A 15026-nucleotide genomic window follows, 5' to 3' on the forward strand; every position below is an offset into this window, starting at 1 on the left:
ACCAGCCAGTGAATCGCAGTGAATTCTTGTGTGACGGTCAAGCGGGCGTCCGCGGAACTCTGGATCAGGACAGTTCGGCCAGTATCGCCTTCGCCGCGCGCAGGTCTGCGGTATCGAGACCTTCGCTGAAACGTTCATAGACCGTGGCCAGAAGCTCGCGCGCTCCAGCTCTGTCGCCGCGCCCCACGGCCAATTGAGAAAGGCTTAGGGCCGCTCTCAATTCCAAGGAAAGTGCGTCCTGATGCCGTGCCAGTTCCAAGGAATGGAGATAGCATTGCTCGGCTTCGTCGCCATGTCCGCATTGCGCAAGGATTTCACCTTTCAGACGATAGAGCTCCGTAATGTACCAGAGTTCGTCCTTATCCTCGCTTACGGCAATGGCTGCCTCCACTAGGGCACGCGCTTCGGCGTGCTCGCCGAGCAAGGCGAGACCCTCGGCCAGGAAGCAGACAAATCTGACGTTGTAGAGGTTGAAAAGCTTGACCTGTCGCAGTTCCAACAGTCCGCTGCGGAGAAGCGGAACGCCTCTTTCGGGATGGCCCTGCTGGATCAGCAGGGCCGCTTTCCAGCAGCGGCCGAATACCTCCCACGGACCAAGGCTGTTCAGTTTGGCCAAATCAAGCAGTTCCGTGATCGCGCAATCAGCCGCCGCGAGGTCCCCGACATGAACCAGGATTGGGCATGACCACCGGGCCAATGCTTCGCAGAGCGAAATTGTGTGGCCGGAGGTGCGTGCCGCCTCGACCGCGGCATCGGCGGCGCGCATGGCCTGATCCGGGAAGCCTTGCATCCACAGGAGCTGAGCGGGCTGAATTCGCGCCGAAACGGACTGACCAAATCTGAACCGCACGAACCCGCCAGGGGGAAGCTCGGTTGAGACGTCGTGCTCCAGCATGAGATCGGCGTGGCGACGGGCACCCCGGAAATCTCCCATGCAGAAGAGCGTCATGCTCAGCATGCGGTCGCCGATGAACCTGTCGAGGCTGTTGCGAGCAAGCCTCACGAAGCGATCGGCATTGTCGCGCGATGCCCGATACTCGCCCATACCCACCTGCGCGATCCACAAGCCCCATAGGGCTTCTGCCTTCGCGTCGACGTCGCCTAGCTCTTCGGCTATCTCCAGTGCCTTTGCGAACGCGGCAGGAGCCTGTGGCGCAAACCCGACCTTGAAGGCCTGCGAGAGACCGAGCGCCCTATAAAGCTGCATGACCTGACGGGCGCGTCCATCCCGCTTTTCCCCTGGATCGATGGCAAGCAGTGCGCGGCGCACACACGTCAGGCACTCATCGACCAGCGACAATTGATACCAGAGCGGGATGGCCGAAACAGTTACAGCAACCCCTATATCGGCGTCGCCGTTGTCAGAGAACGCCCAGTCGAGGACGTAGCGGACGTTGTTGATTTGTGACCCGTACTTGAGCAGCCAATCGTCGCTTGACAGTGTTTCCACTTCCTCCGCCGAATACTCGAGGGTCTCGCACAGATATCTTGCTAGGCGCTGGACGACGAGGCTTACCTCCCCTTCTTCCTGCAATTTGCTTATAGCGAAGGCACGTGTCGTATCGAGCAATCGGTATCGTGCCGCCTTGCCGTGCGTATCGACAGCTAAAAGGGACTTCGCCACAAGTTGCGCAAGTTGCCCCGGTACATCGCATTCGTTTGCGAGCGCATCGAAAGCAACGGCTGTCGCTGCCTCGCGCCCGAATTCACCAGCGAACACGGCGAGCCCTCGCAACACCGCCTGCTCCTCGCGCGAAAGCGCACCGTAGCTCCAGTCGATCATGGCAGCCAGCGTCTGGTGACGTGGAAGAGCGGTGCGCCTGCCACCCGTCAGCAATCGTAGCCGGTCGTTCAAAAGCTCCGCTATTCCTCGGGTGCCAAACGCCTCGACCCGACCGGCAGCGAGCTCGATTGCCAGGGCAATTCCGTCGAGCTGACGGCATATGTGGGTGACGATCGGAGCTTCGTAGTCATCGAACGTGAACTCACCTCCGGACGAAGTTGCCCGGTCTACAAAAAGGCGGATGGCGGGAAACGCCAAAGCATCGGCCGCCGTTAGGCCCGAACCAAGCGGGGGCATATCGAGGGCGGGAAGCCTGTAGACGCTTTCACCCTCCACCCGCAATGCCTCTCGGCTGGTAGCCAGAATGCCGATACCCGGAGCCTCCCGGAGCAGGATCTCCACCAATCCTGCAACGGCGTCGAGAACGAGTTCGCAACTGTCGAACACCAGAAGCATACGCTTGTCACGAAGGTGCGCGGTCAACAGGGAAACAGTATCGCCCGTGATCTCCGGGAGCCTAAGCTGTGATGCCAGGACGGACGGAAGCGCCGAAGGATCCCGGAGCGGTGCCAGATCCAGAAAGCACACGCCATGCTCATACGATGAAGATCGCTCTTCCGCCACACGGATGCCGACCGTTGTCTTTCCGATGCCGCCAGGACCGACAATGGAGACCAGACGAGACCTTTGAACCCGTCCTTCAAGGATTTCGATTGCCTCCTCCCTTCCGATCGGTCGCGTCAGTTGCCTTGGAAGATTATTCGACGCTGCATCCGCGGCAGCCCCTTGCGGGAGTTCCGAGCGGGAAAGTGGCGCAACGAACCGATAGCCCCGCGAAGGAACGGCGGCGATATAGCTCGCCGCGGATTGATCCTCGCCAAGCGCCTTGCGAAGCACCGCGATCTGCGCTCTGAGGTTCGATTCCTCGACTATCGTGTTCGGCCAGGCGCGCGCGATCAGTTCGTCTTTCGTCAGGAGCTCGCCAGGCCGTTCCGTCAGCGCGATGAGGATGTCGAGCGCTCGCGATCCGATTGGTACCGGCTTTTGGTTTCTGACTAGTAGGTGACGTCCCGGGTACAGCCCCAAATCGCCGAATGATGTCGCAACATCCGGCCCCGCCGCTGCGTTTGGTAATGCATGCCCTTCCATCCTGATCGGACCTGATAGATAAGCGGTGTCAGCTCGCAGCCAATAACTCGATGAATCATAGCCGATCCTGTCGGGTCGGAGAATAACAACGCAATAGAATCCTGACTCAAGAACGTATAGCAGCAGTTGCAGGCCGACCATCTTCTCCTGGAGAGCTAAGTCCGTGTCGTGCCGTCGCCGAAAGGCACCAGGAGTGCTTCAGGTTATTTCAATATCCAAGCCCGTCATCATGGCGCTCCAACGCCACAACCTTTCGGCCCTCTCCGGATCAATCGCGTAAGGGCGCACCCCGAAGGGGCTTTCGGTTTCGACGGAAGCGATGTCACAGTTCTCGCAGTATACTCCTCCCAGAGAATTCAAAAGTGGGGAGGTTGCGCACCAGACCGTTGTAGCTGCTCCTTGCCCGGGTGTTTTCTTGTCCGCCGCCGGATTGATCACCGGAGACCCGTCTGGCTCGAGCGCGCCGACAGCGTCGAACTCGGATAGGGATAGATGCCGGATTCCTGGTGTGACGATCATCCCCGGATGAACAGAAAATGCGCGAACTCCATTCGCGCGGCCACGCCTGTCAAGCGCCACCGCGTAGAGGGCGTTCGCTGTCTTGGATTGGCCGTAAGCCATCCACTTATCGTAGGGACGGCGAACGAAGTCGATATCCTCGAAATCGACATCAGACATCTGGTGGGCGCGGGACGACATGATGATCACTCGCGATGTGCGGGCGGCCAGCAATGCTGGCCACAGCAGCGCCGTAAGCTGATAGTGTCCCAGGAAATTGGTTGAGAAATGACCCTCATGGCCATGCGTGTCACGGAAAAGCGGCTTAGCCATTATGCCCGCGTTGAGAACGAGAATGTCGAGCCGAGCCCGGCGGTCGAGGAAAGTGTTCGCGAAAGCTTTAACTGATGCCTCGTCCGCAAGATCAATGGGCCGCACATCGACCTTGTCGATTCCGCTCAACGCCGCGCGGGCAGCGACAGGGTCGACAGCGGGAACATGTACGCTTGCCCCGGACGATGCAAGCGCGCGGGCCGTCTCAAGCCCGAGGCCCGACGAACCGCCAGTCACTACCGCCACCCGTCCTGTTAGGTCCGCGTCGCGCACTACCTCAGTGGCCGACATTGCAGGCCCTAACCCGGTCAGCAGTGGTTCTTGGACTACTCGCAATCTGCCTCTAAGAGTCTGGTTGACGCAATGATCGGCACTCTAGAATATGATATTTCTCGCTGCCCGCTATGCTATAGCTGGTAAGGTACGAAAGAAGCGTAGAAATCCGCACCACCACCTTACAATTCTGCGATTTGGAATACCGCGGCTCCGCCAAGCACCAAGCCAGAAGTCATTTCTGAAATAGGCGTCGGGGCAAATTCGCGGCCGAGACGAGACATCGATACCACGCTTGGCAAGCAGATTCTCGGCATGCCGCAGGCTCAGCGGAAACCGAAAGTATAGTCACACCGCATGCCCGATGATCTCGGTGCAAAAAGCGGTGGCGCTTGAAATGCCGTGCAATGGATTTACTCGAATCGGCTACGATCATGCCCTCCCATTGCCCTCTCGATTAGGGCCAATTGGTAAGCCGACGCTGCCAAAAATTGTTAAATTTAGCAAAAAATGTCGATTCCGCCTCTGGCAAGAGGAATCCGGGCACGTCCATCATATTTTTCTAATGTTTTCAGTGCGCGCATATCGCTATGGTTGCGGAAAGAATTATTCGCGGTGAGCGAGACATAAATATTGTCCCAATTTGGGCACTCGAATTTCACCAAGTATTTCAAAATGTAACTTCGGATCGATTCGTATATTGTGGCAGCAATAAGGCTATGCTTCTCAAGCACTTACGGACACGTTGCTGTTGCACCCTCCAGAATGTCGCCCTATAACCTGCCGCCGTAACGACTGGTTAACTACAAATAGTAACCGGCACACACAACGCTAAGGTTGAGGAACAAGATCATGACGACATACTACGTAGCGACGACCGGCACTAGCGGCGGTAACGGCAGTACCTCGTCTCCCTTCCGCACTATCAGCGAGGCGATGTCGGCTAACCTGAAGCCCGGCGATGAGGTCGTGGTGAAGGCGGGGACATACAACGAGAGTATCAACATCAGTAAGAGCGGCTCGGCGGCAGGCGACATCACGCTGCGCTCGGAAGTGCCCGGTGGGGCGCTGATCCGGCCGCCCGCAGGCTCGTGGAACGCAATCAGCGTCAATGCCAATTACGTGACGATCGACGGCTTCGACATCAAGGGCGGCCCCGGCGACGGTATCGAAGCAAACAACGTCCATCACGTCTCGGTTCTCAACAACAAGGTTCACGACGCAGGCGAGTCGGGCATTCAGTTCAACTGGTCGGACTACATCAGGATCGAGGGGAACGAGACCTACCACAACGCGTCGTCGGGCTGGTTCTCGGGCATCTCGATCTACGAGAACCGGAACATCACCGGCGACACCTCGACGGACGGCTACCGGAACATCGTGCGCAACAACATCTCCCACGACAACGTTACGAAGTCGGGTGAGCACACCGATGGCAACGGCATCATCATCGACGATTTCCAGAGCACACAGGCGGACGGCCATCCGAACTACACATACAAGACCCTGGTCGACAACAACCTCGTCTACGGGAACGGCGGCAAAGGCATCCAGGTCACCTGGAGCGACTCCGTCACTGTGTCGAACAACACCGCATACCACAACAATCAGGACCCGCTGAACACCGGCACCTGGCGCGGTGAGCTCAGTAACTCGGCATCGAGCAACAACACCTGGGTTAACAACATCGCCGTAGCCGACCCATCGGTGAACAAGAACAACACGGCGATCGATAACACGTCGACCAACGGCTACGTCAACAGCAACGTCGTCTGGGCCAACAACACCACCTACAACGGCACCGCCGGCCAGGCCTCTGTCAAGACCGACGGCGGCAACGCGATGCCAAGCACGGCGAACGGCAACCAGCTCGGCGTTGACCCGAAATTCGTAGCCGCAGCGAACGGCGACTTCCACCTCGCCTCCGGCTCAGCGGCGATCGACCACGGAACCAGCAAGTACGGCGTCAGCGCGACCGATCTGGACGGCGACCATCGCGTCGTTGGAACTGTCGATATGGGCGCCTACGAATCGGGCTCCAGCGCGGCACCGTCGACGCCAACCACGCCGCCGACTTCGGGTGAGCCAACCACGCCGCCGACTTCGGGGGAGCCAACCACACCTCCGACATCGGGAACGCCAACCACGCCGACGCAACCGTCGACTCCAACCACGGGGACGAAGGTCTATACCGGCACCGACGGCAACGACACCATGCCACATAGCGGCCAGGCCAACGGCGGCAACGAAACCTTCAAGGGTCTCGGCGGTAATGACGTGTTGAAGGGCGGCGCCGGCGCGGACGTGCTCGACGGCGGTACTGGCAGTGACACGGCCAGCTATGCGGGCTCCAGCGCGGTCAACGTCAACCTGGCGACCGGGGCCGCATCGGGCGGGCATGCCACTGGTGACAAGTTCGTCAGCATCGAAAACGTGACTGGCTCCAGCTACAACGACGTGCTGAGAGGCAATAGCGGCAGCAACGTTCTCAATGGCGGGGCGGGTGCGGACAAGCTGGACGGTGGCGCCGGAAAGGACGTCCTCATCGGTGGCGCCGGAAAGGACATGATGACCGGTGGTGCCGACGCGGATACGTTTATCTTCAAGACAGCGGCGCATGCCGGGTCCGGCTCGACCCGCGACTTCATCACCGACTTCCAGCACGGCGTCGATAAGATCGACCTCTCGGCGATCGATGCGAATGGCTCTGCGGCAGGCAATGGAACCTTCCATTTCCAGGCGCAGGAAAATGCCCTCTTCGACAAAAAGGCCGGCGCGCTCGCCTGGCACTATGAAGACCACGCCGGATCCTCGAACGATACGACCGTTATCCAGGGCGACCTGAACGGCGATGGTGTTCATGACTTCGAGATTCAACTGCAGGGCCTCGTCCACCTGGGGTCAGGCGATTTTCTCCTGTAACCATAATCGTTGCGGCGGTCGTCCGATCGCCGCAACAATCGTGCCGACAACACGGAAATATGACGGCGGCGGCATAAAAACCAGCCGCGCGGCGACGTAAAAGCCAGCTACTCGGCGCATGGATGAACCCGCTGTGGGCTTTGGGCCGAGCGGGATCCCCATCCGCTTGCTGCGCTTTTGCGACAAATGTCAGCCGACCTTTCGGGCGCGGTCTTGCGCGAGGCGATAGCTGTCGCCGTTCATCTCTGACATGTCGAAGTGGTAGTGATGCGGTCCAGCAGAGCGCCGGTCAGGCGTTCGGATCCTAAGGTCTCCGTCCATTCGTTGCCGATCGGAACTGTGTCCGTCGAGGCGGATCGTCACTTTATATTTTCCACTCTCGAAGCGAGCCGCACATCGGGAAGCGGCATCCGATAACACCGGCCTCTTTGCAGCGACGACCTAAGGAGCCGCCTCCAGAAAGACTCGGGCAAAGCCGGGCTGCGCGGAATCAATTGTCCCGTCGGGCAATTCTAGGAGTCGTTCGAAGGCAATCACGTAGAGCCGCAGCCGCTCCTCGAGCATCCATACGGCTTCGTCGACATTTCCTCGTTCGGCCATGCGTGTGGCCTGATACATCACGTCCCGGAAGATCAGCCTGAGCTGTAGCAGCATTTCGGCGAAAGCCTCCGGATCAGGCACGTCGAGCACCCCTCTTCGCTCCCTTTCTTGAGAAGACCGGTGAACATCGGCATGGCAAGTTCGCGGCCCGCCTGGTCGACACGATGGAAGAGCGCGATATTCTCTGGCCGGAAGAGCACCGAGAACGTCTTTCTGAGTCGCGGAGCAAGCTCGATGTTCAACTGTCGCGCCCCGGAAAAATCGCATTGATCCCGCCGATTGCGTCGAGCGACGGGTCTTCGAGCAGGGGCCGCAGTTCGCCGATACTGTCGCGGGCAAGGCGTGCCGCCAAAGCCTCCAGCAAGGCCTCCTTCGATACGAAATAGTGATAGAAAGCCAGACCGACGGTCGGTCTAATGATAGGCTTTTGGCAATGCAAAACCGAATGGAGCGTTTCGTGAGGCATTTGCGCTGGATCGCCGGCATTGCGATGGTTGTCGCAGCGGCTGGCGCCGTCGCCTGGTATGTCTTGCGGCCGGCAGCTATTTCCATCGCCACGCCCATGCGCGGCGACGCAGCGGAGATCGTCTATGCGAGCGGTGTCGTTGAGCCGCGCATCTGGGCCAAAGTAGCGCCGGTGGTTCGCGAGAGGATCATCGAGCAATGCAATTGCGAAGGATCGAGGGTCGCCAAAGGCGACGTGCTGGCCCGACTCGATGACAGTGAAGCGAGGGCTACTCTCGGCGAGCTCGAGGCGCGGCAGGTTCTCGCGCAGCAGGAGTTTCAGCGCCAGACCGCGCTTGCGGAAAAATATGCGGCGAGCCAACAGGAGGTCGACCGCGCCCGCAGCGAACTGTCTCAGGTCCAGGCGTTGCTTGTCGCCCAAAAGGCTCGACTCGAATCCCATATATTGCGTGCACCCAGCCCCGGCGTGGTCTTGAGGCAGGATGGTGAGGTCGGCGAGGTGGCCGAACTCGGCAGCGTGCTGTTCTGGGTTGGCGAGCCACGACCGCTGCTCGTGGTCGCGGAGGTCAACGAGGAGGACATTCCGCGGGTGGCGGTGGGGCAGCGCGCGCTTCTCAGGGCCGATGCATTCCCCGGACAAAATCTCGAGGCGGTGGTTGACAGCATCACGCCGAAGGGCGATCCCCTGACGAAGACCTACCGCGTCCGTTTTCGCCTGCCGGATGACACGCCGCTTCACATCGGCATGTCGACGGACGTCAATATCGTCATTCGCGTGTCCAAAAATACGCTTCTGGTCCCGTCCGTGTCGATTGAAGGGAACAAGCTCTTCGTCGTCGAAGGTGGCATGGCGCGACTGCGCCAAATCCAGACGGGTATTCGTGGTATCAATGGCATCGAGGTACTTTCCGGTCTTGACGAGAAGGCCCGGATCATCTCGCCCTATCCGACCAACCTGGCCGATGGCGCGCGGGTGGCGATTGCCGCGCCAGAGGAGTAAGCCCATATGCCGCTTATCCTCGACATCGCCGTTACGCATATCGTCGGCCGCGGCCGCCAGACGATCGTTGCCGTGCTCGGGGTTGCGGTCGGCGTCGGATTCTCCATCGCGATGGCAGCGCTGATGCAAGGCGGACAAGACGACTTTATCAGGCGGCTCGTCGACACGATGCCGCATGTCGACATCACCGACGAACATCGAACGCCCCGCCGCCAGCCAGCGGAGGACGTCTTTACGAGCGTTGCCATTTCGGGGCTGAGACCACGCGACGACCGCCGTGGCATCATCAACCCGACCGCCGCGACGGCCAGGCTTGAGAGTTGGGTCCCCGGCCGCTTTGCGGAGAGCCTCAAGGCGCAGGGCGTGATCCGCTATTCCAGCCGCGAGGTCGGGGCTGCGATCATCGGCATCGACCCCGAACGCGAACCAGGCGTGTCACCGATCGTCGAGGACTTCGTGAAAGGCAGCTTTGCGGCATTGACCGCAGGCGGCAACAACGTTGTCATAGGCGACACAATGGCGGGCCGGCTCGGCGCCGGGCTTGGCGACACGATCACGGCAGTCTCCTCCGAAGGCCTGACCCGCGACTTCAAGATCGTCGGCCTGTTCCACACCGGCACCACGGCGCGGGATGAAGGGGAAGCCTATCTTCTCCTGAAGAATGCCCAGATCCTGTCTGCCCGGCCGAACGCCATCAACGAGATCCGCATCAAGCTCGACGATCCGAACCACGCGCCCGACGTCGCGCGTCGTGCCGAGGCGGAGCTTGGCTACAAGGCCGTTGCCTGGCAGGAGGCAAACGAATCCATCCTCGAAGCGCTCGTGGTGCGCAACGTCATCATGTATACGGTGGTCGGCGCGATCATGCTGGTTGCGGGTTTCGGCATCTACAACATCATCTCCACCATCACGCATGAGAAGGCACGCGACATCGCCATCATGAAATCGCTTGGCTTCCCTGAGTCGGATATGCGGCGGATGTTCCTGCTTGAGGGCATGGCGATCGGGGCCGCGGGTTCGGCAATCGGCTGTGCGTTCGGCCTTTCGATGATCTATGCGCTGTCCCTTATCCGGTTCGAAATCGCAGCAACCGGACAGGAGATAACGCGGCTGCCGATTGCCTGGAGCGCGCTCCACTATGTCATGGCCTCGGCTTTTGCGCTCGGCTCGGCGGCGGTGGCGGGATATCTGCCGGCGCGCCGTGCGGCGCACTTGAACCCCGTCGAGATCATCAGAGGGGCGACATGAGGGCTCTCGTCGAGACGGAGAAACTGACGCGCATTTTGCCGGAGACGGTACCTGTCACGCTCGTCAAGGACGTGACGCTTTCCATAGGCGAGACGGAGTTCGTCGCCGTCACCGGCCCGTCCGGATCCGGCAAGTCGTCGTTGCTTTACCTTCTCGGGCTGCTCGACAGGCCAACCGATGGAAAGCTCAGTATCGGCGGCCGCGACACCGGGCCGATGACAGAGCGGGAGCGGGCGGCGACGCGGCTTTCGATGATCGGCTTCGTGTTCCAATTTCACTTTCTGCTGCCGGAATTCACCGCGCGGGAGAATGTCGAGATTCCGATGCGGAGGCTCGGCCGATTGGCACGGACTAAGATGCGCGAGCGGGCCGGCGAGTTGCTCACATCCCTGGGGCTGGGCGAGCATCTCGACAAGCGGCCCGATCAGCTCTCGGGCGGTCAGCGTCAGCGCGTCGCAGTGGCACGCGCACTCGCCAACGATCCACCGCTTATACTCGCCGACGAGCCGACCGGAAGTCTCGATAGCAGCAGTTCCGAACAGGTCTTCGCGACCCTCGAGAATCTGGTGCGCGAACGCGGGAAGACGGTAGTGGCGGTAACTCACGATCTCGACATGGCGGCGCGCATGGATCGCCGCATCCATATCGTCGACGGAAAGATCGATCTGCTGCCGGAACAGCCGCATTTGCAGGGTTGACAGCCCGAGTTGCAGCGAGACGGCTCGGCCATGCGCGGCTCGTTATGGCGTCAGGTAAAAGGACCACCGGTCGCACTACGATTGAGATAAGCCCTGAACGGGCTGAGGCGGCGGTCTTGCGGCCAGAACAGAGGCTCCAGCGGTGCGTATGAATAACGGCATCAGATTGAACTTCTCGTACGGTTATTCTCGTGGTCTTCCCGCCTGAGGCGAGATCAGGTTGCCTATTTCCATCGGGAACGGGAATATGATCGTCGAACTCTTTTCGCTCGCGAGAACGTTCAACGTACTCAGATAGCGAAGCTGCATGGCCTGCGGCTTGCGGGCCAGGATCTCCGCGGCCTCGAGAAGCTTTGCTGCCGCCTGCTGCTCGCCCTCCGCATTGATAACCTTCGCCCGCCGCTCCCGCTCGGCCTCCGCCTGGCGGGCGATGGCGCGGATCATCGATTCGTTGATGTCGACATGCTTGATCTCGACATTGGCGACCTTGATGCCCCACGCATCCGTCTGCGCGTCGAGGATCGCCTGGATATCGCTGTTGAGCTTGTCGCGTTCTGCAAGCATCTCGTCGAGATCATGCTTGCCGAGCACCGAGCGCAGCGTCGTCTGTGCGAGCTGGCTGGTGGCGGCCATGAAATTTTCCACCTGGATGGTCGACTTCTCAGGATCGATGACCCTGAAATAGATCACCGCGTTGACGCGAACTGAAACGTTGTCTCTGGAAATAACATCCTGGCTCGGCACGTCGAGTACCCGGGTGCGCAGGTCCACTCGTATCATCTGCTGCACGTAGGGAAAGAGCAGGATCAGACCCGGTCCCTTGACGCCGGTGAAGCGGCCGAGTGTGAAAACGACGCCGCGCTCATATTCGCGCAGGATCTTGATCGCCGATCCGATGATGAGCAGCAGAATGAGGATGACGACGCCATAAAAGGTGAAACTCACGAACATGCCCATGATGTCCTCCTGCCTCTGAATATTCCCTGCCCTAGCTTTCCTGCCGCTGGCGAGCAACTTCGAGCGTCAGTCCTTTGCGGCCGGTAACCTTGATTTCGTCGCCGCTGGATAGTGGTTCGTCGGCGATCGCTCTCCAGCGTTCGCCATGTGCGATCACGTAACCCGTCATATCTTCCCAGCTCTGAACCTTGCCGGAAAGGCCGATCATCTGCTCGGCTCCCGTAGCCACGTCGCGCCGGCGCGATGTGAAGGCGAGAAACGCGATCAGAAGGCTGAGCGCCGAGATTGCAATGGCGATGGCGCCCAGCATCGGCCATGAGACGCTGAAGCCGGGTATGTCGGTGTCGAACAGAATCGCCGCACCCAGCACCAAAGCCAGCCCGCCGCCTATGCCGAGCACGCCGAAAGACGGCGAGTGCACTTCTGCGACGGTCAGGCCCACGCCCAAAACAATCAAACCGACGCCGGCATAACTGACTGGCAGTAGGGCGAGCGCATAGAGGCTAAGCAGCAGGCAGATGGCGCCGATCGTTCCGGGCAAGAACGTTCCCGGCGCGAGAAATTCAAAGATCAGTCCATAGATGCCGATCATCATCAGAATGAGGGCGATATTCGGATCGGTGATCACCGAAAGCAGACGGATCCGCCAGTCCGGCTCGAACGTCTCTATCGCAAGGCCTGCCGTATCGAGCCGCACGTCAGCCTGGCCGATTCTCACCACACGCCCTTGCGCCTGGGCCAGAAGATCGGAGGGGCTGGTGACCATGAAATCGATGACGTGTTCACGCAGGGCCGCGGTCGCCGAAAGGCTGGCCGCCTCGCGCACCGCGCGCTCCGCCCAGTCGGCATTGCGGCCCCGCAGTTCAGCAAGCCCGCGGATGTAGGCCACGGCGTCGTTGACTGCCTTGGCCTCCTCCGGACTGCGCGGTGCCTGCCGCTTGTTACCTTCCGGATTGGTCTGATCGTCTCCCGTGCCTTTGTCCGGGAGTCGGCCGAGTGCGATCGGCGTTGCCGCGCCGAGATTGGTGCCGGGCGCCATTGCCGCTACATGGCTTGCATAGAGGATATAGGTTCCGGCGCTGGCGGCACGCGCTCCGGGAGGCGCGACGAAACCCGCGACCGGTATCGGCGACGCAAGGATTGCGCGGATGATGTCACGCATGGACGTGTCGAGACCGCCCGGCGTATCCATCCGCAGAACAACAAGCACCGCCCCGCGATCGGCGGCGTGCTGAAGACCGCGCTTGATATAGTCAGCCGTCGCCGGACCGACGGCACCATTCAGCTGGAGGACGATCGCGACCCGATTGGACTGCCCCTGCGCCGCGATGGCACCAAATGCCGGCATCAGGCCCAGCATCAGGGCTAGCACTTGCGATATTCTTCGCCAGAGCCTCGAATGCCATGCCAATTTCCGCCGATCATCCATAGGCGGAAATATATAGCGGCACGGTCAAACGGTAAGACCGGTGGATTGGGCTAGCGCCGGTCGAGACGCAGCGCGTGTTCCAGTCGTCGATGTCGATGGAGGCCACACGGGGTATGGTTTTGAGCTGCCGTTTAAGCAAGCTGCCGTTTTTTAATAGGGAAGAAGCTGAGGTATGCCCAATTCGACGCTTTGATGATAGCAGCGCCTGAGACCTCGTTACTCGACGTCTGGCGCAGTTGATGGGATACGTACCGCCGCACAGCGGGCAAGATTTTACTTCACATCAATGACTTCCCACACATAGGGATGGAGGGCGTTGGAGACCGATGTTTTTGCATCTGATTGCTTTACTGTCGACCGCCGACGGGTCCGGCAGTAGTTCGCAGTCTTGAGAGGTCGTCGTGGAAGACGACGTCGAGCACCCTCCGGCAGCGGATAAACCACCCGCCAACACTCTCGCGGGTCGGAAAGCGCCGGAAAATGATCAGGAATGAACGGCTCCGTCGATTCGAAGTTCCTCATGAATCACAATCGCACCTCTGCCGGCCACAACGAAATGCAAAGCTGAAGCGATTGCCCTGCATGGCACGGATGCCTTACTTGCATGCCGGACGCCCGGCATATAAATTGGCCCAATGCTTGATCGTTCATCCCAATCTCCGACACATATTCCTACGGACGCACTAAGCGAAGTTCTACAGGACTTTCGCCTGAGTGGGGTCAACTACGGCCGTTGTGAGCTGCGCCATCCATGGAGCATCGCCTTTCCGCAGCAACAGCTGCTCCGCTTCCATTTTGTCAGTGAGGGGCCATGCTGGGTCCATACCGAAGCCCAGGGATGGCAAGAGTTACAAGACGGCGATCTGGTGCTGTTACCACAAGGTGTCGAACACCGACTGGCCAGCAAGCCTGATGTTGTCGGGGACTCGCTTAAGAGCTGTCACGTCACCAACTTGGGGGGCAATGTCTGCGAAGTGGTGCATCAAGGAACAGGAGCGACGAGCACCCTGTTCTGCGGTTCGATGGCTTTGGGTGCGAATGCCCTCAACCCTTTGATCGCTCTGATGCCACCGATCATCAAGGGCTGTGATGTTGCTGGCAATGATCCGGTCGTCGGGCCTCTCCTCGCCGCCATGACGGCAGAGGCGTCGCAGCCCCAGATAGGTAGCGCTACGGTCTTGTCACGCATGGCGGACGTACTCGTCGCGCGGCTTATTCGCTGCTGGGTCAATTGCAGCGGAGCCTCGACCAGCGGCTGGCTCGCCGCGATCCGTGATCCTCATATCGGTCGTGCGCTGGCAGCCATGCACCGAGATCCAGGCCATGACTGGACGCTTGAGACCCTTGCTGGCGTGGCAGGTCAATCGCGCTCGATCTTCGCGGAACGCTTCAGCGCCATATTGGGGGAAGGCGCGGCACGCTATCTCGCTCGTCTGCGCATGCAGCTTGCACGAGAGTTACTCGGTCAAAACATGTCGGTTGCCGAGGTCGCTTCTCAACTGGGCTATGAATCTGAAGCTTCTTTCGCTCGCGCCTTCAAGCGCATCACCAGCGTTTCACCTGGCGTTGTGCGCCGCACCATTTCCGGACGAACGGACATAGAATTCGGACTTTAAGGCACATATCATCCTGAAGAACTCCGCTATGAAGACCTTCAAACATGGAGGTACT

11 protein-coding genes and 2 pseudogenes are annotated in these 15026 nt (G+C 60.1%); 5 read left to right on the forward strand and 8 right to left on the reverse strand.

The annotated features are described in order from the left end of the window. Positions 1-64 precede the first annotated feature (64 nt). The 3 genes and pseudogenes from ACK9YZ_RS29355 to ACK9YZ_RS29365 all read right to left on the reverse strand — a co-directional run. Positions 65-3073, reverse strand: coding sequence for an ATP-binding protein (locus ACK9YZ_RS29355; RefSeq protein WP_416067084.1), 3009 nt, complete (start codon positions 3071-3073; stop codon positions 65-67). Between the two features lie 57 nt (positions 3074-3130). After that, on the reverse strand, positions 3131-4054 hold the full coding sequence (locus ACK9YZ_RS29360) for an SDR family NAD(P)-dependent oxidoreductase (RefSeq protein ID WP_416067085.1): 924 nt from the start codon (positions 4052-4054) through the stop codon (positions 3131-3133). 258 nt (positions 4055-4312) lie between these two features. After that, positions 4313-4472, reverse strand: a pseudogene (locus tag ACK9YZ_RS29365) (IS6 family transposase); the annotation flags it as partial. A 416-nt stretch (positions 4473-4888) separates the two neighbouring features. Here ACK9YZ_RS29365 and ACK9YZ_RS29370 point away from each other — a divergent pair. Then, positions 4889-6958 (forward strand): right-handed parallel beta-helix repeat-containing protein, encoded by a 2070-nt coding sequence (locus ACK9YZ_RS29370; RefSeq protein WP_416067086.1) that lies wholly within the window; start codon positions 4889-4891, stop codon positions 6956-6958. Between the two features lie 189 nt (positions 6959-7147). Here ACK9YZ_RS29370 and ACK9YZ_RS29375 read toward each other — a convergent pair. The 3 genes and pseudogenes from ACK9YZ_RS29375 to ACK9YZ_RS29385 form a co-directional block, all read right to left on the reverse strand. After that, positions 7148-7284, reverse strand: a pseudogene (locus ACK9YZ_RS29375) (ATP-binding protein); the annotation flags it as partial. Between the two features lie 115 nt (positions 7285-7399). Then, positions 7400-7648 carry a hypothetical protein gene (locus ACK9YZ_RS29380; RefSeq protein ID WP_416067087.1) on the reverse strand — a complete coding sequence of 83 codons (249 nt, stop codon included), beginning with the start codon at positions 7646-7648 and terminating at the stop codon, positions 7400-7402. Positions 7649-7796: 148 nt separating this feature from the next. After that, a complete protein-coding gene (locus ACK9YZ_RS29385; protein WP_301925089.1) occupies positions 7797-7922 on the reverse strand; it encodes a hypothetical protein in 126 nt (41 codons plus the stop codon). An 81-nt stretch (positions 7923-8003) separates the two neighbouring features. Between ACK9YZ_RS29385 and ACK9YZ_RS29390 the strand changes: the two genes are divergently transcribed. From ACK9YZ_RS29390 to ACK9YZ_RS29400, 3 genes are read left to right on the forward strand one after another with little or no spacing between them, the layout of a single operon-like run. Further along, the gene (locus ACK9YZ_RS29390) at positions 8004-9023 is read left to right on the forward strand and encodes an efflux RND transporter periplasmic adaptor subunit (protein ID WP_416067088.1); all 1020 of its coding nucleotides are present in this window, start codon (positions 8004-8006) and stop codon (positions 9021-9023) included. 6 nt (positions 9024-9029) lie between these two features. Then, positions 9030-10271: an ABC transporter permease gene (locus tag ACK9YZ_RS29395; protein ID WP_416067089.1), complete on the forward strand. Its 1242-nt coding sequence runs from the start codon at positions 9030-9032 to the stop codon at positions 10269-10271. Continuing rightward, positions 10268-10969 (forward strand): ABC transporter ATP-binding protein, encoded by a 702-nt coding sequence (locus tag ACK9YZ_RS29400; protein ID WP_416067090.1) that lies wholly within the window; start codon positions 10268-10270, stop codon positions 10967-10969. Before ACK9YZ_RS29395 ends, ACK9YZ_RS29400 begins: the two co-directional genes overlap by 4 nt. A gap of 183 nt (positions 10970-11152) precedes the next feature. Here ACK9YZ_RS29400 and ACK9YZ_RS29405 read toward each other — a convergent pair whose 3' ends face one another. Both ACK9YZ_RS29405 and ACK9YZ_RS29410 read right to left on the reverse strand, forming a co-directional pair. Beyond that, positions 11153-11926, reverse strand: a complete 774-nt coding sequence (locus ACK9YZ_RS29405; protein WP_216760172.1) for a slipin family protein — start codon at positions 11924-11926, stop codon at positions 11153-11155. A gap of 31 nt (positions 11927-11957) precedes the next feature. After that, the gene (locus ACK9YZ_RS29410) at positions 11958-13307 is read right to left on the reverse strand and encodes an NfeD family protein (protein WP_416068454.1); all 1350 of its coding nucleotides are present in this window, start codon (positions 13305-13307) and stop codon (positions 11958-11960) included. Between the two features lie 683 nt (positions 13308-13990). Between ACK9YZ_RS29410 and ACK9YZ_RS29415 the strand changes: the two genes are divergently transcribed. Beyond that, complete coding sequence (locus tag ACK9YZ_RS29415) at positions 13991-14971, forward strand: cupin domain-containing protein (protein ID WP_416067091.1); 981 nt, start codon at positions 13991-13993, stop codon at positions 14969-14971. Positions 14972-15026 lie beyond the last annotated feature (55 nt).

The sequence above is a fragment of the Rhizobium sp. ZK1 genome (genome assembly GCF_047782645.1).
Taxonomy (GTDB): domain Bacteria; phylum Pseudomonadota; class Alphaproteobacteria; order Rhizobiales; family Rhizobiaceae; genus Rhizobium.